This window comes from Nocardia sp. JCM 34519.1 (assembly GCF_020361265.1).
In the GTDB taxonomy this organism is placed as follows: Bacteria; Actinomycetota; Actinomycetes; order Mycobacteriales; family Mycobacteriaceae; genus Nocardia; species Nocardia arthritidis_A.
On the sequence record NZ_JAIRBR010000021.1, the window covers coordinates 123,014 to 142,913 of the forward strand.

General features: G+C 65.8%; 30 protein-coding genes. 8 read left to right on the forward strand and 22 right to left on the reverse strand.

Annotated features, from left to right (window positions below; all coding sequences use genetic code 11):
• Positions 1–125: 125 nt before the first annotated feature.
• Together LGY53_RS35380 and LGY53_RS35385 are read right to left on the reverse strand one after the other, a co-directional pair.
• The gene (locus LGY53_RS35380; RefSeq protein ID WP_225731055.1) at positions 126–545 is read right to left on the reverse strand and encodes a hypothetical protein; all 420 of its coding nucleotides are present in this window, start codon (positions 543–545) and stop codon (positions 126–128) included.
• Between the two features lie 175 nt (positions 546–720).
• On the reverse strand, positions 721–1,431 hold the full coding sequence (locus LGY53_RS35385; RefSeq protein WP_225731056.1) for a hypothetical protein: 711 nt from the start codon (positions 1,429–1,431) through the stop codon (positions 721–723).
• Between the two features lie 383 nt (positions 1,432–1,814).
• Between LGY53_RS35385 and LGY53_RS35390 the strand changes: the two genes are divergently transcribed.
• The 3 genes from LGY53_RS35390 to LGY53_RS35400 all read left to right on the forward strand — a co-directional run bounded on the left by LGY53_RS35390 (position 1,815) and on the right by LGY53_RS35400 (position 3,932).
• Positions 1,815–2,708, forward strand: a complete 894-nt coding sequence (locus tag LGY53_RS35390; protein ID WP_225731057.1) for an OST-HTH/LOTUS domain-containing protein — start codon at positions 1,815–1,817, stop codon at positions 2,706–2,708.
• Positions 2,709–3,074: 366 nt separating this feature from the next.
• Positions 3,075–3,542 (forward strand): hypothetical protein, encoded by a 468-nt coding sequence (locus LGY53_RS35395; protein WP_225731058.1) that lies wholly within the window; start codon positions 3,075–3,077, stop codon positions 3,540–3,542.
• Positions 3,543–3,635: 93 nt separating this feature from the next.
• Positions 3,636–3,932, forward strand: a complete 297-nt coding sequence (locus LGY53_RS35400; RefSeq protein WP_225731059.1) for a hypothetical protein — start codon at positions 3,636–3,638, stop codon at positions 3,930–3,932.
• A gap of 278 nt (positions 3,933–4,210) precedes the next feature.
• Here the strand turns inward: LGY53_RS35400 and LGY53_RS35405 are convergent, their stop codons facing one another.
• A complete protein-coding gene (locus LGY53_RS35405) occupies positions 4,211–4,921 on the reverse strand; it encodes a GIY-YIG nuclease family protein (RefSeq protein ID WP_225731060.1) in 711 nt (236 codons plus the stop codon).
• 267 nt (positions 4,922–5,188) lie between these two features.
• On the opposite strand from LGY53_RS35405, the gene LGY53_RS35410 reads away from it, so the two are divergent.
• Positions 5,189–5,959: a hypothetical protein gene (locus LGY53_RS35410; protein WP_225731061.1), complete on the forward strand. Its 771-nt coding sequence runs from the start codon at positions 5,189–5,191 to the stop codon at positions 5,957–5,959.
• 75 nt (positions 5,960–6,034) lie between these two features.
• Here LGY53_RS35410 and LGY53_RS35415 read toward each other — a convergent pair whose 3' ends face one another.
• Positions 6,035–7,030: a hypothetical protein gene (locus LGY53_RS35415; protein WP_225731062.1), complete on the reverse strand. Its 996-nt coding sequence runs from the start codon at positions 7,028–7,030 to the stop codon at positions 6,035–6,037.
• A gap of 265 nt (positions 7,031–7,295) precedes the next feature.
• On the opposite strand from LGY53_RS35415, the gene LGY53_RS35420 reads away from it, so the two are divergent.
• The 4 genes from LGY53_RS35420 to LGY53_RS35435 all read left to right on the forward strand — a co-directional run bounded on the left by LGY53_RS35420 (position 7,296) and on the right by LGY53_RS35435 (position 10,380).
• Entirely contained in the window at positions 7,296–8,012 is a 717-nt protein-coding gene (locus tag LGY53_RS35420; RefSeq protein ID WP_225731063.1) for a hypothetical protein, read from the forward strand.
• Positions 8,013–8,235: 223 nt separating this feature from the next.
• Complete coding sequence (locus LGY53_RS35425; RefSeq protein ID WP_225731064.1) at positions 8,236–8,895, forward strand: YdcF family protein; 660 nt, start codon at positions 8,236–8,238, stop codon at positions 8,893–8,895.
• Between the two features lie 109 nt (positions 8,896–9,004).
• On the forward strand, positions 9,005–9,748 hold the full coding sequence (locus LGY53_RS35430) for a hypothetical protein (protein ID WP_225731065.1): 744 nt from the start codon (positions 9,005–9,007) through the stop codon (positions 9,746–9,748).
• 5 nt (positions 9,749–9,753) lie between these two features.
• Positions 9,754–10,380, forward strand: coding sequence for a 2'-5' RNA ligase family protein (locus LGY53_RS35435; protein WP_225731066.1), 627 nt, complete (start codon positions 9,754–9,756; stop codon positions 10,378–10,380).
• Between the two features lie 32 nt (positions 10,381–10,412).
• Here the strand turns inward: LGY53_RS35435 and LGY53_RS35440 are convergent, their stop codons facing one another.
• The 18 genes from LGY53_RS35440 to LGY53_RS35525 form a co-directional block, all read right to left on the reverse strand.
• Entirely contained in the window at positions 10,413–10,790 is a 378-nt protein-coding gene (locus LGY53_RS35440) for a hypothetical protein (protein WP_225731067.1), read from the reverse strand.
• Positions 10,791–10,909: 119 nt separating this feature from the next.
• On the reverse strand, positions 10,910–11,140 hold the full coding sequence (locus tag LGY53_RS35445) for a hypothetical protein (protein WP_225731068.1): 231 nt from the start codon (positions 11,138–11,140) through the stop codon (positions 10,910–10,912).
• 356 nt (positions 11,141–11,496) lie between these two features.
• Positions 11,497–11,754: a BRCT domain-containing protein gene (locus LGY53_RS35450; protein ID WP_225731069.1), complete on the reverse strand. Its 258-nt coding sequence runs from the start codon at positions 11,752–11,754 to the stop codon at positions 11,497–11,499.
• The gene (locus LGY53_RS35455; RefSeq protein WP_225731070.1) at positions 11,733–11,993 is read right to left on the reverse strand and encodes a hypothetical protein; all 261 of its coding nucleotides are present in this window, start codon (positions 11,991–11,993) and stop codon (positions 11,733–11,735) included. The genes LGY53_RS35450 and LGY53_RS35455 overlap by 22 nt, the downstream gene beginning before the upstream one ends.
• A gap of 133 nt (positions 11,994–12,126) precedes the next feature.
• On the reverse strand, positions 12,127–13,146 hold the full coding sequence (locus LGY53_RS35460) for an ADP-ribosylglycohydrolase family protein (protein ID WP_225731071.1): 1,020 nt from the start codon (positions 13,144–13,146) through the stop codon (positions 12,127–12,129).
• A gap of 42 nt (positions 13,147–13,188) precedes the next feature.
• A complete protein-coding gene (locus tag LGY53_RS35465; protein WP_225731072.1) occupies positions 13,189–13,989 on the reverse strand; it encodes a YaaA family protein in 801 nt (266 codons plus the stop codon).
• Complete coding sequence (locus LGY53_RS35470; protein WP_225731073.1) at positions 13,986–14,339, reverse strand: hypothetical protein; 354 nt, start codon at positions 14,337–14,339, stop codon at positions 13,986–13,988. The genes LGY53_RS35465 and LGY53_RS35470 overlap by 4 nt, the downstream gene beginning before the upstream one ends.
• Complete coding sequence (locus LGY53_RS35475; RefSeq protein ID WP_225731074.1) at positions 14,336–14,884, reverse strand: hypothetical protein; 549 nt, start codon at positions 14,882–14,884, stop codon at positions 14,336–14,338. Before LGY53_RS35475 ends, LGY53_RS35470 begins: the two co-directional genes overlap by 4 nt.
• A 139-nt stretch (positions 14,885–15,023) precedes the next feature.
• A complete protein-coding gene (locus LGY53_RS35480) occupies positions 15,024–15,389 on the reverse strand; it encodes a hypothetical protein (RefSeq protein ID WP_225731075.1) in 366 nt (121 codons plus the stop codon).
• Positions 15,386–16,066, reverse strand: coding sequence for a hypothetical protein (locus tag LGY53_RS35485; RefSeq protein WP_225731076.1), 681 nt, complete (start codon positions 16,064–16,066; stop codon positions 15,386–15,388). Before LGY53_RS35485 ends, LGY53_RS35480 begins: the two co-directional genes overlap by 4 nt.
• Positions 16,063–16,512: a hypothetical protein gene (locus LGY53_RS35490; RefSeq protein WP_225731077.1), complete on the reverse strand. Its 450-nt coding sequence runs from the start codon at positions 16,510–16,512 to the stop codon at positions 16,063–16,065. The genes LGY53_RS35485 and LGY53_RS35490 overlap by 4 nt, the downstream gene beginning before the upstream one ends.
• Positions 16,513–16,606: 94 nt before the next feature.
• Entirely contained in the window at positions 16,607–16,795 is a 189-nt protein-coding gene (locus LGY53_RS35495; protein ID WP_225731078.1) for a hypothetical protein, read from the reverse strand.
• A gap of 50 nt (positions 16,796–16,845) precedes the next feature.
• Positions 16,846–17,130, reverse strand: a complete 285-nt coding sequence (locus LGY53_RS35500) for a hypothetical protein (RefSeq protein ID WP_225731079.1) — start codon at positions 17,128–17,130, stop codon at positions 16,846–16,848.
• Positions 17,127–17,825 (reverse strand): hypothetical protein, encoded by a 699-nt coding sequence (locus tag LGY53_RS35505; RefSeq protein ID WP_225731080.1) that lies wholly within the window; start codon positions 17,823–17,825, stop codon positions 17,127–17,129. The genes LGY53_RS35500 and LGY53_RS35505 overlap by 4 nt, the downstream gene beginning before the upstream one ends.
• Before the next feature lie 215 nt (positions 17,826–18,040).
• Positions 18,041–18,259: a hypothetical protein gene (locus tag LGY53_RS35510; RefSeq protein WP_225731081.1), complete on the reverse strand. Its 219-nt coding sequence runs from the start codon at positions 18,257–18,259 to the stop codon at positions 18,041–18,043.
• A gap of 58 nt (positions 18,260–18,317) precedes the next feature.
• The gene (locus tag LGY53_RS35515; RefSeq protein WP_225731082.1) at positions 18,318–18,578 is read right to left on the reverse strand and encodes a hypothetical protein; all 261 of its coding nucleotides are present in this window, start codon (positions 18,576–18,578) and stop codon (positions 18,318–18,320) included.
• Between the two features lie 176 nt (positions 18,579–18,754).
• Entirely contained in the window at positions 18,755–18,967 is a 213-nt protein-coding gene (locus LGY53_RS35520; protein ID WP_225731083.1) for a hypothetical protein, read from the reverse strand.
• A 73-nt stretch (positions 18,968–19,040) separates the two neighbouring features.
• Positions 19,041–19,496: a hypothetical protein gene (locus tag LGY53_RS35525; RefSeq protein ID WP_225731084.1), complete on the reverse strand. Its 456-nt coding sequence runs from the start codon at positions 19,494–19,496 to the stop codon at positions 19,041–19,043.
• Between the last annotated feature and the right edge of the window lie 404 nt (positions 19,497–19,900).

The window sequence follows — 19,900 nt, forward strand, 5'->3', positions numbered from 1 at the left end:
TGGACGTGGTGGCGGTGGGCCCGGTTCCGGGCGGACCTGGGGTTGTCCTGCCGGTCGCCTCATGATCGTGAAATAGTTCGGGCAGATCACAGCCACCGGACGATTTGTTTGGCGAGTGGAGTCCGTCAGATGCTCGGGTTCGCCGGGGACGTGGAGCTGCGTGGCATCGGGATGACCGATCCGCATCGGTCGGCCGAGGGTTGTGGGGGCCAGTTCCAGTCGCGTGGATTCTTGTGTCCGGTGGCGACGGTCTGGCGGATCAGGGCGGCGTGCGCGTACAGATCGAAGACGACTCGTTTGAGTTGCATGGGGAACCCAAAGAAGTCGAGCGGGTGCCCGTCGTCCCAGTAGGACTCGGCGTCGTATCGGCACATCAGGTCGGCTGGTACGGTCTCGGCGTCGATGTCGGCGCGGATGCGTTCGGCGAGTTCGTCGATCGCGGCGCTGATCTGTTCGCTGGTCCCAGACTGGCGCGCGATCCATCGTTCCCCGCGGCCGCGGACAGTCACGTAGCACTCGAACTCGCCGATCCCGGATCCGGTCATATCGCACACCCTGCCACCTGCGACGATGCCATCGCTGCATCAGCTGTCCCGCGTGTCGATAAGCACGACGATGACTTACTAAACGACGTTGACCAGCAGGAATGACACGTCCCTGTCGGGAAATAACGGCTCGCCGCGCTGAAGGAGCGGCGCCGCCGGCGTCCGCGGGTTGTGGCTAGTTGGTCGATTTGGCCCGGAGGTGCCGGATTCGCGCGCATCCGCCGACGGCTGCGCAGCGTGAGGGGAGGCTGACAGCGGGGTGGTTGTGGCTGTAGATCCCATGCATTGTGCCGGGTGTGGTCTGGATGGGTGAGGGTTGCGGAGTTGTGCAGGTAGCGCGGAGGTGGGTTTCGGCGTCGGCGCGGACGAGTTTGCGGTCGCGCGGGTATTCGTTGTGCCGGGGGTATTCGACGGTGTCGTCGCCCCAGTGACAGAGCTGGCAGTGGTAGGCCACCGCAGGGAAGCGGCGCCCGTAGGCGTGGACGACGTATTCGTAGATCACCACGACCTTGGTGGCGGTATCGGTGATGCGGGTCAATTCGGCAATGATGCCTTCACCGTCGGGATGCCAAGTGGTCATCGGGATCAACGGTTTCCACGCCGCGGCGCGCGGCCAGGCGGTGTAGAGGACCCCGGCCGATGTGTCCGGGACGAGGTTCCCCTCGCGCTGTCGCTGGGCGTGGAAGTGGTCGAGGCCGGGCAGGCTGGTGATGTAGGCGAGGGGTTGCTGGGTGGCGGTTTCCATCAGCACGATGCCGAAGCCGTCGTCGCCAGGGTGGTCCTCGGGGCGTAGGAATGTGCTCAAGGCGGCGTAATCGGGGTGATCGGCCGGCACGGCGAGGCTGAAGTGGCATCGCGCGGCGGGGTCCGGCTCGGGATTGTCCATCGAAGTTCCTCCGGTGTGTCCGCGAACGAGGGCCGGGCACCGGCTGTTTGGCTGCTGGTGCCGGTTGTGATGGTGGATTATGTGGGGAGTTCGGGACGTGGGTGTGGACTCCGCCGTGCGCCTGCGTGTTGTTCCCGGCGGTAAGGCGCGCTGCTGCGACGGTCGGCCCGCCTCGGAATCACGACGGAAAGTGTCTTAAGCGGCCGTTCCTCTTGTGCGGGACGGTTTTCAGGGTCGGTAATCGGGCTGGCCCTGGTGTGGTCTAGCCAGGTCGTGACCGTCGGCGTTCCTGCGTGTCCTGGTACCGCCACATCCGTTCGATCCGGTCTTCTCCGGGCGGTGCTGTGGGCATGCCCTGTCCCAGTGATGACGGAGGAAGTCCGATGGACGACGCGGTATCGACCACACCCACGGCGTTGCAACTGCTCAAGGACACGATCGCCGAGATCAACCGGGCGCCGGTGTCCGATGTCGAGGCGGTGTTGCTGGCGGGCTGGAACGGGTTCACGATGCTGGCCACGTTGGTGGAGCAGTTGGTGGCTCATTGGCCCGAGCCGGAGGAGATTCCGGAGTGGTATGTGTTCGCGCGCAACCACAATCAGGCGGCGGCCGCGGTCGCAGTCCGGTATCTGGAGAAGGCGCCGGGGTTGCCGCCGACCGACCGCACTGCGCGGCCGGTGGCTGGGTGGGCGGCCCGTGAGGATGTGACCGATTGTGTGCCGGTGCCGTATGACGTGCGGTTGTGGCCGGCTGAGTTGGCCGATCCGGTGGTGGCGGTATTCGGGTCGCGTCTGGCGCTGGCGCGGATCCCGCGGCTGGGTTTGGCGCTCAACGTCGGCCTGCACGCCTCGATCCCGCACGCCGCCGATCCCATAGATCGGAAAGCGTTGGCGGTGGGTGTGGCGATGTCGGCGGCGATCTGCGATTGCTGGGAGGGGCGATTGGCGACGTATTTCAGTACACCGAAGGATTTCGAGCGGGCCGCGGCCGGGGCCGGGGAACGCCAGCGCACCGGTAGGCAGCTGACCCATGACACCGCGTTGGTGGGGATATTGCGGGAGGCTCTGGCCGGTTGCGCCGACGGTGATGGGTGGGCCTCGATCGCCGCGGCCGGGTCCAGGATCCGCGCCCTCGCTCCGGACTTCCAGCCGCAGGCCTACGGGTATCCCAACCTGACGCAGCTGATCTTGGCGACGGGCCTGTTCCAGACCCGGAAAACCGAGCACGGCAAGGGCCAGCTCACGATCTATATACGGGACAAGCGCCGACGGCGGTAAGTGGCTGTCTCGTATCTCTGAAGCGCGCGTATCGCATCGGATGCGAACTCACGACCATTCGATGATGGTCCCTACGGCGAGGCTGCCCGAAATGGGCGCCTAACTCTATGACCTGGTGTTTCGGTCGGAGTCCGGTCGCACTGACTGGCCATACTAGTTGCGCAGCGACAGGTTCTCAGGTGAACGAAACGGCTGCGGTGCGGAATCGGCCCATGCCAGCACCAGTTCTGGATGCATGATCCGCAACTAGCTGATCGGGTCGGCGCCGCGGTAGCCAGGGAGTGCCACAATGAGGAATCCGGCGACGGATGGACGCCGCTCGAGAGCTGCATCCGGACTTCACATATCGAGAGGTGGTCACGCACGATGGCCGAATATCCACAGTGGACTCCCGGAGCCGCGCAGTCGCATACCTGGATCGACTGGTCGCCCGCAACGATCGGCGAACTGCTGCGTGAGGCCGACCTCGCGGGCTGGACCAGCCACATCCTCGATTCCGACCCCGCCGCCCAGCTGCCCACCGCAGACCCCCGCATCGCCGCGGCCGCGATCACCGCTGGTCCCGCCGCCGACCGGCTGCTCGACGAACTCATGAGGCGCCGACCGGAAACCACCGCGCACACCGCGCCTGTGCTGCTGATCATCGGGAAATCGCGGACCTACCTGCGTGATCCACGCCTGCTCACCCTCGCACGCTTCGGCCGGATCACCGATGTCCACCTGGCCCTCGACAACGCCGCCCGGTCGTTGCTGGACACCGGGTCGGGACCGGAAATCCGTGACAATATCGGCGGGCACCGCACCAGCACTCACCCCGCGGCCGCGGCGAAGTAGAACAACCGACCACCCGGCACAGCAACGAAGGGAGGAGTGGGAAACCATGCAGCCACAAGGGATTCCGACAACCTCGGGAAGGACCGCGGCATCGTGACCGGCGTCCGGCAACCCTCCGAAGGCCACGCTGCCGATCCCACGGACGGGACCGACGAATGGCAGGCCGTGCTGGCGAGAATCGATGGCGTGCTCGATGCCGGCGAGCCAGAGACCGGGTACAACTTCGGCGACCCCACCTACCCGCTGTGCCCCAACCCGTACTGCCCCGAACAATGGCACGGCCAGCCCATCACCATGCACATGTGGCAGATGTACCTCGACGGTGTCCTCGACCCGGACAACTGCTACCACGACGACGATTCCCCAGTGCTGTGTCCCGGATCCACTTAATCGTCGGCGACTGGGCAGGGGACATGTCATCGGTGCTGGTGTGTCCTCTACTCGGCCCGCGGACCGTACAGTCCAGCGGATCCGAAGACCTGCAACAGCGCGACTTCGGTGCCGAGTTGGTCACCGTCGTGGCGGCGTTGCATTGCGTCGATGATGTCTTCGCGCGGGTAGCGGGTGAACAGGTCGGTCAGCAGGGTTTTGGCGATGTCCTGGTCGGCACGGGGCGTGGGCGTGCTGGGGTCTGCGCACCTGGTCCAGGATGACCCGGAATCGGACGCCTATTCGGCGATCTTGAATTTCCTGGTGTACCGGATCTCCTGGAAACTCTCGTACTCGCCTTCACGTCCCAGGTCCTTCAACAGCGCCTCGAACTTCTTCGCGTTCAGCGTCGGGACCAGCGACTGTTCGAACAGTTCCGGTTCCCGGGCCTTGACCAGGTCGGGGCTGATGCGGCGGCTCTTGACGCCGGCTTCCCAAGTGGCTACTCCGTCGATACCCGCGGCGGTGCCGATGGTGAGTTTGAGTTCGGTCTCCACCCGCACCCGCGCGGCGGCAGCCCGGTCGTACTCCTGCTTCGCCCGAATCTCCTCGTCATAGAGCTTGATCCACTGACTCCGCAGCTGGCGGGTCTGCGCGTTGCTGGGTAACACGGTCGGGTCCGGTTCGATGGCTTCCAGCTCCTCGGTCCGGCGCTGTTTGGGCAGTTCCTCGGTGACCCAGGTCCGGCAGTCGGAGAACAGTTGTGCGGCTTCGGTTTCGGTGAGGTGATAGATCTCGGTTCCGCCCTCGGTGTTACGCCGCTGGCCCCACACGTCCTTGATGTGCAGCTCGAGGGCCTTGTGCTCGTCGGTTTCTATGGCATCGAAGAACTTCAACGGCTGTTCGCATGAGGTTTGCAGCGAGGATCTGCGTTTCTCGGGCGTCATCGTGGTCTGGCCGATCTTGAATTTGTCCAGTGCCCCGAGTCGAAATGCGTAGATGTATCCCACGGTGGTGAATTCCTTTGCGTCGGTGAACCCTTCGGGCAACGAGCACCCGATCCGGTACCGGATGCTCCCATGCCCCACCGACAGGTTTCCGGTTGACGACTGCCTCATAACCGCAGGTAGGGCGGTCGGTTTGCTTTCCCTGTGGCGCCAGAGACGAAGGCGGAATGTGTTGCACATGAGCACTTGTCATCGAATGTGATCCGGATAGCCGCATGGGCGTCTTGGCGAATGATGATGGTGTGCATGATGTTTCGTGAGGATCTTGAGATGTCGGTGACGGGTGTGTCCCCGGCTGTGGTGAAGGCGGTGCGGCGCGCGGTGTCGTTCGCCGAGGCGAATGGTCGCTGGTGGGTCAGTATCGAGGATCTGCTGCTGGCGGTGATCGCGACCGCGCCGTTGGAGATGTGGTGGCCGCGGGTAGGGCAGGGGATGCTCGACGGTGGCCGGATCGCTGATCCCGATGTCGGTGACCGGTTTATGGAGTTGTCGTATCGGGAGTTGGTGGAGCTGGTTGGGGTGATGATTCCCCCGGCTCCGGGCGAGGACCGCGGGCGTGTGGAGCCGCCGGAGGTCCGCTACACCGTCGAGGGCGCCAATGCCGATCAGATCTCGGCGTGGATCGATGAGAACGACACGGCCGAATCGCTCGCCGTGGCCCTGTACGGCGAGTACATCAACGATCCCGACACTCCGCCCCGGCCACCCTATTTCCGGGATATCGACACGGCGTGGGTGCGGTCAGCTCATCTGGACGAGGCGGCCACCTACGTCTCCACACCTGGCATGTCGCCGGTGACCTGGCGCGTCGCTACCCGGGACACCGTGCCCAGCGCCGCGGCCAAGGATTTCCGCGCCCGCACACCGGGAATCATTGTCGATGAGCTGTATTCGGCGGCGCTGCTGGCGATGTTCGCCGGGAAACTCGCCGAACTCGGCGAAGACGCCAGTGTCACCGCGATCGTGTGGTCGGCGAAGACGGCGGGAATGGGGTACTGGCTGCCCAATATCGCCATCTACTCCAGCGATCACGACGAATGACACCCGACAGTCGCTGGCCGATCCGATTCGACGGGCTGGGCACAGTGCGATCAGGTAAGGGCAATGGCGTCTGAGTCACCGGTGTTTGCGTTTCTTGGGGCGCTCGCCGGTAGCGCGGCGCGCTTCGCGCTCGGCGAGTTTGGCGGCTCGGTTCCGTTCGGTGTCGGTCATGTTTTCGTGGCGTGCTGTAGCGGCGTTGATGATGTTGCGGCGGGTCGAGGTGCCGTCCATGGCACGGCTGATCGCGGCGAGCAGGAGGCGGTCGGTGTCCTCGGTCCGGATCGGGTGCTCGATGAGGTGGGCTTTGGTTGCCTCGACCACTTCCATCTCGACCAGACTGCGCCGATGGGGGTCGCGGGTGATCGCCGCCTGCCCCGGGGCCCCGAAGTCGGGGAGGTTGGGGTCGGCGCGGCCGAGGACGGCATCGAGAAGATCGAGTGCTTGCTGATCGGTCACCTCGAGGCGTTCGGCCTCCGGGACGCCGCGGCCGGTGGCTTCGAGGTCGTGGAGCTGGCGCAGGATCATTCGGCGGCTAGCCTGTTTGCTGGGGCTGATCAGTGGATGGTCGACCATCCACGCGGCCAGCGCGGTGACGACGTACAACTCACCGCGGCCCGCGGTGGTGTGGTCCAGCTGCCATCCCCCGAACCCGCCGGTGGCGGGTTGCCGGTTCACGACCGCCAACGTCTCGTCACGGTCCTCGACCGGGACCAGATCGCTGACCAGGCGCCGCACCGCCACCACTGCCTCGGCGTTGGTGATCTGGGCGCCGCGGATGCCGGCGGCGTCCAGCATCATCCCGATAAGGTCCATCGTCCGGTCCACCGCGAACGAATAACGGGTGCCGGGGTATTTACCGGCGAACTGGCCAGCCGCCACGACAGGATCGTCGTCGTAGGTGGCGATCCGCTGTGCATAGTCCGCGAGTACCGGCGCCTGCCCGTCGACGTAAGCCAAAACCATGCGCAGAGGCCAGGCGTTCATGACCCCCAGCCGTTCACGGATCTCCGGCGGCATCATCCCCCGCAGGAAATCGGGCCCGAACCCCTGCGGTCCTGTCTGCGTCATCATCTCGCCTCTCAGATCACATCCCTGGCCGAGCACCCTACCGACCCGCTCGCGAGCGAGCAGACGGTCTCACACGATGGACCCGAAGTCGCGAGCGCACGCGCTCGGCGCGGGACCAACTGCCCCGCAACTTATTCCACAGAAGCGGAGCCCGCGCCGATGCGGCCCGGGAATCAACGCACCCGATCGCGGCGGCGATAGCTACCGCTCGGGCCGGAACGCTGGTCGCGGGAGCCCGCTGCCGATATCCGGGCCCTACACTCGACCGGTGAGCAGCGAACACGACCTGTGGACGGCGGCTTTCGCCCGCGCCGACGACATGGCGGCAGCGCGGCTGGGGCTACCGGGTCGACGGCGTGATGATGAGCGGCAGAATTGGGACCATCATGGGGTGCGCGGCATGCTGGCGGTCACGATCTACGCTGTCGCCCTGCGTGACAAAGAGCCGGTTGCCGACGTGGCATTGAGCCGGATCCTGGTGCCACTGCTGGATCGTGACGACTTCCTCGCGCAGGCGCACGTGCTGACCGCTCACGGGCACGATCTGGAGATCGCAGCCGATTCCGGGCCCGATGCCGCAGACGATCCTGTTGCGGCCCAGTGGACCTGGCTGCTGCGGACGTGGGACCCGGATGCTGCGGCGGGGGTGCGGTGGGACGGCATGAGCCGCACCATCGCGCCTGGGCTGCCCGATCCCGCGATCGACGTGCTGTACGGCTGGGCACGACGAGCCGTGGAAGACCCGCTCGTCCACGAGCGGGGCGGCCTCGCGGCGCGCACGATCGTCGAGATCACCGCTGGCCCGTACGCGGGGATCGTCGGCAGGGTCGAAGGCTTCGATTTCGACCGCGCTGCCGATGATCGGCTCGACCTGGCGCCCGGACCACCGGCGCGCTACGGCATCAACCTGGGCGCCGCGCACGATTTCCGCATCGAAGTCGCTCCCGCTGAACATATCTCGGTGATCGAGCCGCAGCCCTCGTAGTTCCAGCGGAACTCGTGCCCGGTCGGGACGCTGGGTTCGCGATGCTCGATCGAGGGCGCGCCGGGCAGGCCCCGCTGCCGTGGATGGTCACCTAGCACTCGACCGCGCCGATCCAGGATTCGGCTCATACCGCAAACCCCGCCAACTGTCGTCGCGAAGACTGAAACGGGGGCTAGGATCCCGTGCGGCGGAAGGTGTTTCGGCCGGGTGGAAGGATCACGATGTGCGGGCGTTGATCGTGCTCGGCGGTGGGCTTTTCCCCGATGGGAAGATGCCGCCGTGGGCGTGGTTGCGGGTGGAGCGGGCGGTGCGGGAGTGGGGCACGAGCCGGTATTCGCGTGTGATCGTCTCCGGTCGGGGTCCGGTGCCCGAGATCCGGACCGAGGCAAGGGCGTTGGCGGATGCGATGATCGGGCTCGGTGTGCCGAGCTCGGTGGTTTATCAGGAGCCGCTGTCGGCGTCCACGCTGGAAAACGCCTTCTTCTGTCGGGTTGTTCATGCGGATCCGCTCGGTATCGGCGAGATGACCGTGGTGACCAATGAGTTCCACCGCCCACGCACCGAGCTGGTGTTCAGGCATGTCTTCGGCGCTGACTACCGTGTCGATGTGGTGGCCACCGACACCGACGACACGACCCTCGATCCGGCGGTTCATCGGCTGCTGCGGGTCTGCGACGACGAGCAGACCAGGTTCCTGACCGCGGAGTTGCTGCCCCGCATCACGGCTGGCGATCTGCGCGGATATCACAGCTACATCTTCGACAAGGAGATCGGCGCGCTGGCCGGTCTGTGGCGCACGTATCGCGCCGGGAACCCGGTATATCGGCGTGCATGGGAGCAACTGAGCGCGGTGATGCGCGGGCAGGCGCTGCCCTCGGCATAACCTCCGACCGTGTTGATCCGCGAAATGGGTTGGGGTCGTGCGGATTTGCCGCGCTCGCGTGATGCGGTGACATCTTGCGCTGGCGGGTGGTGCCGGTAATATCCGGCGGGTGGGGTTGACCAGTGCTGAACGGCAAGCGGCCGCGGCCGCCGAGTCGGCGGCCTTGAAATTGATGCGGGCCTTGATCGTCGGCGACGCCGCCGCAGCCGAAGACGCCTACGCCGCGTTCGCGCGGTGGGGGGAGCGCGGCTACCTCTATGGCGCGCAGGTGGCGGAGATGCAGGCGGTGATCTGGCACAACGCGGTTTTCGACGACATCGCGATCACCTCAGGGGTCCTGCTGCCCGGCCTGCGGGCGATCGTGGACGAGACGGTGCCCGAGCCGATGCGGACGCGTACGTGGGCCGCCTACGGCCCGGTGCTCGCGCGGATGTCCAACGGCAGCACCGATCCTCGCCCCGGCGCCACCGGTGACGCGGCGGCGGATCTGCTGATGGGTGCCGTGTACGCGGCGTGGTTCGCCCGCCAGCCGGTCAGCGATCCGGACCGGGCCGAGGCCGAATTGGGCGAGCTGATCGGCTATCTCGACGATTCCGGCCGCACCTTCACCTCGACTACGCTGTCCAATCGCGTGTTGGCCCAGGCCCGCCGCGCGCTGGTTGACATTACCGGTGGAGCGATGCCGTTGCGCGCGCTCGAACGGCGGGGCCGCGTGGACCCGGTACTGGCCGCGACCATTCTCGATCAGCAGCTCGCGGCCGCTGCCGATGTGGCTACCAATCCGGCGGCGCGCCTGCAGGTCCGGCGGTTGCAACAGTTCCAGCAGGCGTTGTCCGCCGCCTGGGAGGGGTGAATGCGGTGCGGCCCCAGCAGTTTCGGTTCGGCGACAAGGAATGGCCCGGCGGCGAGGGCGTGCTGCAGGTGTACGCACCCGTCGATGTCACGGTGAATCGTGAACTGGCCGAGCTGATCGGCCGCTGCCGCACCGCGATGGACGGGGCGCCCGTGACGCCGGTCGACGACGCGTTCCTGCATGTGACCTTGGATGTGGTTGCCGGCCGGGTCGCGCGCGAGGTGCCGCCCGCCGAGCGCAAGGAGCTGGTAGCCGCGCTAGGACGACAATTGGCGGGTGTACCCGCCTACCGCGGCACTGCCGGCAGCGCAATGGCCTATGTGTCGGGCGTGGTCGTAGATATCAGCCCGGCCGGACCGCTGATCGAGATTCAGCGGGCAGTGCGCGGGGTGATCCGGAATCTGTGTGGCGACGAAGCCTGCACCTGGCAGCAGAGCAAACCACATATCGGAACCCATTATTGTTTCTCCGCAACGGATTCCGATCCCTGGCAGCGGCGGTTACGGGACATCGACCCGAACCACGTTCCTTTGCGCATCGACACCGTCGCATTGGTCGATGTCCGCCCCGACAACACCACCAAACGGTTGACCTGGACACCAGTCGCACCGCTGATTCGGTTGGCCGGATAAGAACCTCAGCAGCCCGATCATGTCGGCGCCGCTCAGTGCCGACCACGAATGATGCGCAGCACCGCAGCGGCCATGGCCGGATCCTTCGACACCTCGCCGGAGGTCTCGGCACCGGCCGCGCGCATTGCATCGATCATCACCCGCGCGGTCACGGGCTCATCCAGGCACTCACCGTCGCCGTGTGCCGGGAATATCACCGGGTCGCTTTCGGAGGCGCCGGTTCCGCGCAGCACGATCATGTCGGCAACGCCACGACCCAGACACAGCGGGCACAGCACGATCGCCCAGTCGGATCCGGAAGTACTCGGCCCGCTGCCGCGCTTGCGTGTTGCCACTCGGGACTTCTTGTCTGCCATCACTTTTCGCTCACTCTCATGGTTGTCGTCGCCTTCGTGGTCGTCGGGGAGCAACCGACCAGAAAGTGTTCATCATGCGTCCGCCGGGAGCGACTGCGTACCGAATTGCGTCATTCGGGAGTCGTTCCCCCTATCGCCCGCCAAGTCATGCCCTCGCGGTGGCATGGGAGGTGTCAGGCGATCGGATTGGCCCATATTTCGGCGGCGGTGAGCAGGAAGGGGCCGATGTCGTCACCGGTGGCTGTGCGCTGTTCACCGTTCGGGGTGATGAGCGAGGCCACCCAACCGGTGGACTCGGTGTAGTGGAGCAGAAGGTCTACTCCGCGGGTGAGTTCGAGGCGATCGGCGGCGTCGCGCTGGGCCGTCGTGAGACCAAGCATCATGTTCGGGGTGATATCGGTCATCGAGTCGCTTCCACTTGTCTAGGTGCCTGGCGGTGCCGACGGGAGGTCGGATTTGGTGAGGGACATGTCATTTCGGCTGTTCAACGCCCCGTTTCTGGCAGGGTTACATGGGTGCGGTCCGGCGCCAGTCAGAGGGTCCGGCCGCACAAGGCACGGTGCTGCTGCAGCGGTTGCCGAACTGTGCGCCACCGGATCCACCAAGCCTTTCTGAAGTATCCGCGCTCGGTGGAGGTCTCGCCACGCCATGGCCTCCGGGAGTTGGGCAAGGCGGGGCGAGACATCACTTCCAGCCCGCGATGGATTCGGGAACCGCCGATCGTGTTCTGGACGGTGAGGCCCGGCGGGCGTGCTGCGGTCTAGATGACCTTGGCGTCGATCAGTAGGTTCCAGATTTTGCCTTGGTCGACGACTTCGACGCCGAGTTTCTCGGCTTTGGTCAGTTTGCTTTCACCGACGCCCGCGCCGGTGATGAGCATGTCGGTGTTCGCCGAGACCGAGGACGCGGCGGTCGCGCCGGCCTTTTCGCACAGGCGCTGGAAGGTGGGGCGGGCGACCTTCTCACCGGAACGCGGATCGCTGATAGCGCCGGTGATCACGATCGTCTTGCCTTCCAAGGGTGCGCCTGCGGCGACGACCGGGGGCAGGTCCTCCTCGCGCACGTCCAGGGAGACCCCCGCTGCGCGTAGCCGCTCGAGTTCTGGGCGCAGGCGGGTGAGGTGCGTGACCAGGTGATGCCGAGCGTGTCGAGCAGCCGCGCGTAGGTCGTTTCCAGGAAGAACACCGCGCCGCAGCCGGTCAGCTCGAGCAGCCGCGGCCGGTCGGTGAACGTTCCATCGATGTGCATCTTGGCCATGAGGTCTCCTCGATCGGTGAATGAAACGCGGCTATCGGGGACTGCGCCGGCGAGCTGGCCGCCGGCAAAAGCTGGGTGGTGAATAGTTGTGGGGGACATGACATTTCGGCTGGTCAAGACTCCTGATAAGTAGTCAGGGCCGTCGCGCGAGGACGAGGTGGGTGAGCGCGGTCAGGTTGTCGGCGTGGTAGCCGGGGTAGCCGTGCAGCTTCTTGCGCCACCGTCGCGGGACTGCGGTTGCACCCCAGCGTGCGCCGAGGAGCCCGCCCGCGATGGCTGCGGTGGTGTCGGTGTCGCGCCCGGCGCGCACAGCGAGCTCCAGCGCGCCGGGCAGGGTGTCGGTATGGGTGATGGCCCACCAGGCGGTCTGCAGGGCGTGCACGACCCACCCGTTCTTCGGGAAGTCCGCAGGTGTCCCGGTCTCGGCCTGATCCAGCAGCGCCCGCCAGAACTCGGCGTCGACGGCTGAAAGTGCTTCGCGCACACCGGCGTAGGTGCCGTGCAGCACCGCGTGCCGGATCGCCAGCGTCCACAGCACGCACGCCTCGATAGCGCGGGGATCGTTGTGGGTGAGCGAGCTGACCAGCGCGGCGGCGCGGGCGCAGTTCTCGGCGCTGTCGAGATGGGCCAGGGCGACCGGCGCTGTCCGCATCAGCGACCCGTTACCGCCGGTGTGCCCGGTCAGCGCTGCCGCCCGGGCCCGCATCTCGCGTGCGGTCGGGCTGCGCCAGGTCAGGACTCGGCGGGTCTGGCCTCCGACGTCGCGTGGATGGCTGTCCCACCACTGGATGAACCGCGCGGCGACGGCGTCAAGGCCGTCGTCCTGATGCAGGTTGCCGGTGTCGGCTGCGGCGAGCGCGACCGCGATGGCCATCGAGGTGTCGTCGGTCCATTCGCCTGGCGCCCAGCCGAATGCGCCCCCGCCGATCATATCGATCGCCGTATCCGGTCCGGGGATGGTGAACTCGTAGCCGGCGCCGAGGGCATCGCCCGCGGCGGTGCCCAGCAGGACACCTGTCGCGCGGTCGAGCTGCGCGGTGGTCAGTCCGTCGATCTGCGGCCGGACGGCTACGGTCGAGGGCAGGACAAGCGTGATCAGGCGGCGGATCGCTCGATTCGGAAGCGCGCCAACAGTATTGAGCCAGTGCATCATGGCGTTCCTTTCGGGGTTGGAGGGGTCGGTGACGGCGGGGAGTTATGTCGCGGCGGCCGGGTCGGTGGTGGACAGCGTGTACACGGTCGGCTGCGGTGGGGTGTCACATCGACACCAACCGGAGCAGGCGAAGCAGGTGCAGGTGTGAACGCAGGCGTCGCAGGTCAACTCGTCGCACAAGCGTCGGGCGTCGGGGAAGTGCCGCCGCATCGGTTCCACGTGGATGCGGTATCCGGGCAGGGCGTGTATCCGCCCGTCGGCCCCGCGCCGTGACGATGGTTTGGGGTGCCAGTGCGGGCGCGGTGCGGTGCCGGGCGGTGTTGTTTGTCGAATGATGGTGGCGAGCCGGTGTTGTTGCTCGCCGATCCCTCTGGCTCCGGCCAGCGGGGTCCGTGCATCGGGCCAAATCTGCTGGGCGAGTGTGGTGTACGCCTTCGGCGCGAGAATGGTCACCGCGCGGTCGAGCAGCCCTTCCGAGGCGGCCTGCGTGTGCAGCCGGTCGGCGGTGATCGCGCCGACGGTGCCGAGGCGGGTGTCGTACGGGGGTATCACGGTGTCGAGCCGCAGCAGCCCGAACCGCGCGGAGAGGATGCGAATGTCGCTGTCGGGCACCAGTGTTCGTGCTGCGCGCAGACACAGCCGGGTATAGCTACCGATATAGAGTTCGGCGGCCGTGCGGGGCCGGTCGGCCTTGCGCGCGCCGCAAGCCAGTACGCACAGGTCCGCAGAATCTCGACGAACACTGTCCTCGATTTCCTGCGAACTCGCCGTCGAGAGAGCCATTGTCGGTGTCATCAGCGTGGCGGAAGGCTCGATGTGCCGAGCCGGTGTGCCGCTGTTCATCGAGGTCCTTCGCTGGGTGATGGAGCGGTCGGTGTCGAGAGCAGACGCCGCAGGACCGTGTTCTCCTCGCGCAGCGCGGTGAGCTCGGCGAGCGCCGGAGCGATGTAGGTGCCAGACAGGTAGGTTCGCTGGCCGGTGTCGGTGAGCCAGGCCCGCCAGGTCTTCCCGGTGGGGCCGTGCTCGAAGCCGACGATCCCGCGCTCGGACAGACGCTGGAGGGCGCGCGTGGTCGCGGATCGACGCGGCCACGGCCAGTGCGGCTCGCCGAGCCGGTACCGTGCGGCCAACGCCTCGCACAAGGCGTCCTCGAGCGGGGAGAGCTCCGATGCGGGGTTCGCCGGGGCCGTCACTGCGATCGCTCATTCGACTGGAGCCAACGGTCGTACGCGGTGGTCGGTGCGGATTCACCGCAGCAGCGTGCTGCCCGGTGCGCGAGCACGAACCGCAGCAGCCGTTGGGCTTTGGTGTCGAGCTGGTCGAACAGCGCGGGTGGGCAGCCCCGTGGGTCGAGCTGATATTGCTCGGCGCGCAGGTCGAGGGTCACGGTGCGGTCGACCAACACCGCGATCGGGCGCACGTAGAGCTGGATCCGGCAGGTGACCAGCGCGCTGTCGCGCAGGTCCGGCACCAGCAGCACGTACTGGTTCTGCCAGGAGTAATAGGCGGTGTCGGGTGCTACCCGGATCTGGGTCGGCCCCAACGTGGCGACGCCGGTGACCAGGTTTTCTCTGATCGCGTGAAACGGCCACCAACCGGATCCATAGACGACGCCGAAATCGTCGAGAATGTAGCTCCATTCGCCGGGAGGCGTGGGGATCGCACGGACGGCGAAATAACAGCCTTCCGGGTCTCTCGGTGTCGTCGTGCGGTTAGTTCTGTTGGCGTCGTTCGACATTCGGGTACCTCCGGGATATTCGGTGCTTCGCTCGGCGGGCGTCGAGGATGCGCGCGAGGGGATCCGGCGCGCTGAGCCGCAACCGGGCCAGGTGGCCCAGTTGCGGGGACGTGTCAGAGTGCCTGGTAGACAACGGGTTTCATGCTGCGAGTAAGTCTTCGTCGCAGCCGTCTTCGTCGTGGGCGTCGGAATCACCGACCGAGACGAGGCAGGTGCCGGTGATGACGGCCTGCTCGTGGTCGCTGCCGTCGTGGTCGGTGTTGGGGAACACGGCCAGCGCGACGCGTTCACCGAACTGGTAGATGCGGTATTCGGGTTCGCCCCGGTTGATTGCGTCGATGGCGGGGTCGTCGCTGCGCGGGGTGTAGACGGTGAGAACTATCAGCGCTTCGTCGTGCTTGATGGATATCCCGATGACGTCCTGGCCGTCGGCGGTGGACATGCCGGTGCCGATCAGATCGACCGGGAGGGTGTAGAAGGTCTGTTCGAACATGGTGTCGCTCACGTGGTTTCGCCTCCTGGGTGCTGGATGGTCGGTGGGGTGGTGGTTGGGGGAAGCTGGTCGACGCGCAGGTAGCCGATCTGCCGGAGCGCGGCGGCGTGGTCTCCGTCGACGGGGAAGGGGCTGCCGAACAGCTCGTTCCAGTTGGTCAACCGGCCCTCGGCGTCGCAGCCGAAGATGTGGGTCTCTGTGGGCGATTCGCCGGTGCTGTGGTCACGGCCCGGCGTGGTGAGGATGATGTGGCCGATCACGGTGTCAGTGCCCCATCCGGTGGTGGGCGTGAGGCTGTACCAGCGGGCATCGGGCCACAACGCGACGTTGCGGGGAGTGCTGTGCTGTGCGACGGCGTAGCCGGGCGGGGTCGCGCAGTCGGTGAGGAGTTTGCCGACGGCTTGGCGGGTGATGCCGAGGTCGCGGGCGATGCGAGCTCGGGTCAGCCCGGGCTCGGTGGCCAGCCGGTACTCGGCGACCGCGCGCCGGTAGCTGGTTTCGGCGCGGGGAAGGGTGAGGATCTTGCCGCCGGTAATGTGCTGGTAGGTCTTGCCGTGCAGGATCTGGCTGACCGAGGACGGGTCGATATCGAAGGCTGCGGCGATCTCGGCGGGACTGCGCCGCTGGCGGACGTGCAGGTCGATGATCTCCTCGACCTGCCGGTCATAAAGGGTCGGCCGCCGCGTCACCGCTCACCGCCGACGATCGGATGTACGGCGTGCAGGTCGAGGGTGAGCGGGCCATTTTCGGGCCCAACGAGGCCAGCCAGCTCGGGTTCGCGGAGGTTGGTGGTCCAGGTCGCGATCCGGCCGAGATCGATGTCGTTGTCGTCGACGGGGTGGCCGAGCGAATCGAGCAGTTTCATCGGGACCAGCCCGTCGCCGCTCCAGTCCACGATCACCCAGCGGATCGCGGCCGGGTCGTGGGGGTCGGGCCGAGCGTCGAGGACGATCAGCTGCAACGACAGCGTGGTGATGAGCTCTTCGCGGGCACGGCCGGGCGGCATGTTGTAGGCGAGCAGCAGCCGCCCGTAAATGAGTTCCTCGAACGGTTGGGGCACGGTGACCGGCGGTATCGCTCGCGGGGCCGGGTCGGTCACCGTGTCACGGTGACCGATGACGACGCGCAGATCCATCGGCGTTCTCCTGATTCTGGGTGTGCGGGACCAAGCCCCGGGCGGAGCGTGTGCTCCGGGGACTCGAAGGGAAGGGAAGTGGGATGCGGCGCGGTCAGACCGTGAGGAACACGGTCCGCAGCCACAGCTGGGTGAGAAGGTCGACGACCTGGTCGTCGGTCGGGTCGACGGCAGCGACCCGCGTGCAGTGCATGCGCTGGTTTTTCGCTGCCGAGCTGTCGTGAGCGGGGAAGTTGATGGTCTCGGTGTCACCGTCGGGATGGACTACGGGCGAAGTTGTCATAGCGGTCCTTCCTGCGGCGGTCATCGAATGTTATTGGCGTGCAATCTGTTTCATTGCCTGGTTTGAGGTCGAGTCCTGCCGAGCGCCGGTGTGTGGCGTGCCAGTCGGAATGGCTTGCGGGCGAAGTGGATTCGGCTGGTGGTGCGGCGGACGTAGTGGCGGGCGCGGGCGATCCGGTCGGCGAGCTTGACGGCGCGGGTGTCGAGAAGACGTTCAGCGGCGTCGGCCAGGTCGATCGCGGCCTCGACCTCTGCGTCGTTGGAGTCGCCCTGGGTGCTGTCGTAGAAGGCCTCGATCGCCTCGGTGAGTTCGGCGGCGCGGGTGCGGTGTCTCATAGGTCGGTGTCCTCGTGGTGGCTGTAGGTGTACTGGGGGCGGGTGTGCTGATAGATCTCGAGCAGCCGGGCGCGGGCGGCGGGGGAGGCTGCGGTGAGGTTGTCTTCGCGGGCGGTGCGCCAGTCGTCGGGTGTCCAGCCGTGGCCGGGGTCGACGTGGTACTCGACGAGCTGATGGCTGGGCTGGCCGTTGACGTAGAAGTCGGTGTCGGTGCTGCCGTCGAGGTCGCGATGGACGACCAGTTCGATTCGGGGCTCGGTGGCTGGGGCGACCGGTGTGCCGAGGACGAGCTGTACCGCGTGGAAGGATCGGTTGAGGTCGGCGACCAGGGCGGCTACGAACGCGACGGCGGCTTCGGCGGGAGTGTCGGTCTGGCCGGTGAAGTGCGTGCCTTTCTGGTAGGTGACCGGGGCAAGCCGGACGCCCAAGAGAGCGTCGTCGCGGTCGGTTTGCAGCCAGATCTGTACGCCTATGGGGTTGGTGAGCAGGTCGTAGCGCAGTGACACGGTGCGCTCTTCGGGCATGCCTTCGGCACGCAGAATGCCGCCGTAGGTGACGATTTCGTCGACGATGGTGCGAGTGGTTCTGTGCCAGCGGGCTTTCCATCCGGCCGGGGTGGTCGGCACTCGCGATAACCAGGTGCCGTTGTGCAGGCATTCGCTGAGCCGGGTGTCGTCGATGGTCAGGGTGATCACGTCGGTTCTTCTCCTTGCTCGTGGGATGTCCGGCTAGTGCGTGCCTTTGGTGTGGGGAGGACAGGCAGGCCCGCGCAGACTTTGGCGCGTACGAGTGGTGTGGGCATGTGGTTCTCGGCGGCTGCCTGGTCGATACCGACGCCAGTCGGGTCGTCGGTGCGAGGTTGCGCTTTGGGGTCGCGGGCGATCTATTGCCCGTCGCGACGGTTTCCGCTCTAGAGAACGTCTTTCAAGGCGGCGGCGAGCTGCGCCGCGCGATGGAGTGCGTCGGCGAGCGTGGCCATGGTTTGCCGCTTGACCGGCGGTGTTCCTGTGCCGAAAGCGTTGGAGGCGGCTTCGGCGATGCCGGGCAGTCCCCATTCGGGCACTTCGGGGTCGAGCAGTTCGAACAGTTCGTTGGCGAGGGCTCGGATCTGATGGTCGGCGGCATTCATTTCGACGGCCTCCTTCCGGGCGCGAGACGGGTCAGGGATATATGTGCGTGGGGGCTGTTTAGTGCTGCGCTCGTTGGATCAGATCGGCCAGCACCTCATCCGGTTCGTAGCCCGGTTCGTAGGTCTGGATCGATGCCATGCCGGGGTTGGCGTGCCAGTGGCTCAGGTGCGCGCTGGCCTCGTTTTCGCTGTTGAAAGGGCCGTACGCGCTGGCGTTCAAGCGCCAGTCGTCGGTGTCGTCGGTGTCCCAGTCCTCCAACAGGTAGTACCAGCAGCTGGGTTGCACTTCGATAAAGGCGCAATTCAGTCCTGTGCTCACAGCAGTTCCCTTTCGTTTGTTTGGAAAGACGTGTCCTAGAGGGCGGACGAGACATTCGCTGGGGGATTTGGCCGCAGGTGAGTCAAATATGCGGCTGGCGCGAGTCAGCTCGTCGAATGCGTCGTAGGGATCGATATTGTCAGGAAGCCCCTCGATGACATTGGCCTGCCGACACGTCAGCACGAGTGTTTCGTACGGAAATTGGGCACGGAGAGCCCGTCCTTGTCGCGCTCCACATGAGTGGGGGCCGTTTCTGCGTCGCGGACCCATCGGACGAAGGCACCGACAGCGCGCTTCTCGTCGTCGAATATCTGCTCGTCGCCGTGGCAGTTCTCGTGATTGTGATCGGTCCGCAGGATATACACGAATTTTGCGTCAGTGTTGATCATCGCTGGGGTGCTCCTGATACCTGAAGGCACGAACGGGAGATAAATTCAGGGTTTGGGTGCCGGCGCATTCGTGTTAGTAGCGAGTCCACGCGCGAGGCAGGTGGCCGCGCTGACTGAGGTGGCGATCGAGTGATGTCATGGCTGCGATCGCTCGCTGGTATGCGTCGATTCGGTCCTGGCCATCGAGTGCCGGGAGAAGCTTTCGAACGTTTCGGAATTCGGCGATGAGCTCATCGGCATCGAAAGGTGAAGCTGAATGCCCAGTCAGCTCGTAGGAGGTTCGGATTACGCGGTAGTCGTCTGGATTTTCGGAACGCTCGATATACCCGTCGCCCTCACGGCCGTAGTCGGTATTTTCGTCGTTGCGTTCCATCGCTTCAGCGACAGCCGCGTGTATTCCGTAACGCCGGGCGTCCTCCTCGTTATCCGCTGTGACGGTGACCGTGAAGCCATGGGCGGAATCGGCGAACGCGCCGTTTGCGCGTGGCTGGATCGTAATTGTCCAGATTTTGCTTTGGCTAATCGGCATTTTGGGTCTCGTTTCGTGACGGGCTTAGTGGAAGTCGCCGCGGTTGGCGTCGGTTATGGTCGGCGGGGTCGAGAGACTTGGCGAGCCCGGCGAATCCGCAGGCATCTTTGGTCTCTTCCTTTGGTGCTTCCGTTTTCCGGCGTTGAAACAACTATATCCCCCCTAGGGGGATATAGTCTAGAACAAGATTTGTCACGATTTGGTAACGTGCTAGGCGACGGCGTAGCCGTTGCCTTGTCTCTTGTATGGATTGAATCCTGTTGTATTTCAGTCTTTTTGGTTCTGATATTGCTGTATACTGTTGATGTGCAAAGGAATACGATCATGGTGCTTTCTACCCCGCGTAGCGGGGTGTTGTGGAGAGTGGGGGAGTTGGTAGGTGGTTGTCCGGCGGAGCCGGGCAA

Bases quoted from the DNA above. Each gene is read 5' to 3' on its own strand.
- LGY53_RS35380 (WP_225731055.1), bottom strand. From the start codon at position 545: ATGACCGGATCCGGGATCGGCGAGTTCGAGTGCTACGTGACTGTCCGC.
- LGY53_RS35385 (WP_225731056.1), bottom strand. From the start codon at position 1,431: ATGGACAATCCCGAGCCGGACCCCGCCGCGCGATGCCACTTCAGCCTC.
- LGY53_RS35390 (WP_225731057.1), top strand. From the start codon at position 1,815: ATGGACGACGCGGTATCGACCACACCCACGGCGTTGCAACTGCTCAAG.
- LGY53_RS35395 (WP_225731058.1), top strand. From the start codon at position 3,075: ATGGCCGAATATCCACAGTGGACTCCCGGAGCCGCGCAGTCGCATACC.
- LGY53_RS35410 (WP_225731061.1), top strand. From the start codon at position 5,189: ATGTCGGTGACGGGTGTGTCCCCGGCTGTGGTGAAGGCGGTGCGGCGC.
- LGY53_RS35415 (WP_225731062.1), bottom strand. From the start codon at position 7,030: ATGATGACGCAGACAGGACCGCAGGGGTTCGGGCCCGATTTCCTGCGG.
- LGY53_RS35445 (WP_225731068.1), bottom strand. From the start codon at position 11,140: ATGACCGATATCACCCCGAACATGATGCTTGGTCTCACGACGGCCCAG.
- LGY53_RS35455 (WP_225731070.1), bottom strand. From the start codon at position 11,993: ATGGCCAAGATGCACATCGATGGAACGTTCACCGACCGGCCGCGGCTG.
- LGY53_RS35460 (WP_225731071.1), bottom strand. From the start codon at position 13,146: ATGATGCACTGGCTCAATACTGTTGGCGCGCTTCCGAATCGAGCGATC.
- LGY53_RS35465 (WP_225731072.1), bottom strand. From the start codon at position 13,989: ATGAACAGCGGCACACCGGCTCGGCACATCGAGCCTTCCGCCACGCTG.
- LGY53_RS35475 (WP_225731074.1), bottom strand. From the start codon at position 14,884: ATGTCGAACGACGCCAACAGAACTAACCGCACGACGACACCGAGAGAC.
- LGY53_RS35490 (WP_225731077.1), bottom strand. From the start codon at position 16,512: ATGGATCTGCGCGTCGTCATCGGTCACCGTGACACGGTGACCGACCCG.
- LGY53_RS35495 (WP_225731078.1), bottom strand. From the start codon at position 16,795: ATGACAACTTCGCCCGTAGTCCATCCCGACGGTGACACCGAGACCATC.
- LGY53_RS35500 (WP_225731079.1), bottom strand. From the start codon at position 17,130: ATGAGACACCGCACCCGCGCCGCCGAACTCACCGAGGCGATCGAGGCC.
- LGY53_RS35510 (WP_225731081.1), bottom strand. From the start codon at position 18,259: ATGAATGCCGCCGACCATCAGATCCGAGCCCTCGCCAACGAACTGTTC.
- LGY53_RS35520 (WP_225731083.1), bottom strand. From the start codon at position 18,967: ATGATCAACACTGACGCAAAATTCGTGTATATCCTGCGGACCGATCAC.
- LGY53_RS35525 (WP_225731084.1), bottom strand. From the start codon at position 19,496: ATGCCGATTAGCCAAAGCAAAATCTGGACAATTACGATCCAGCCACGC.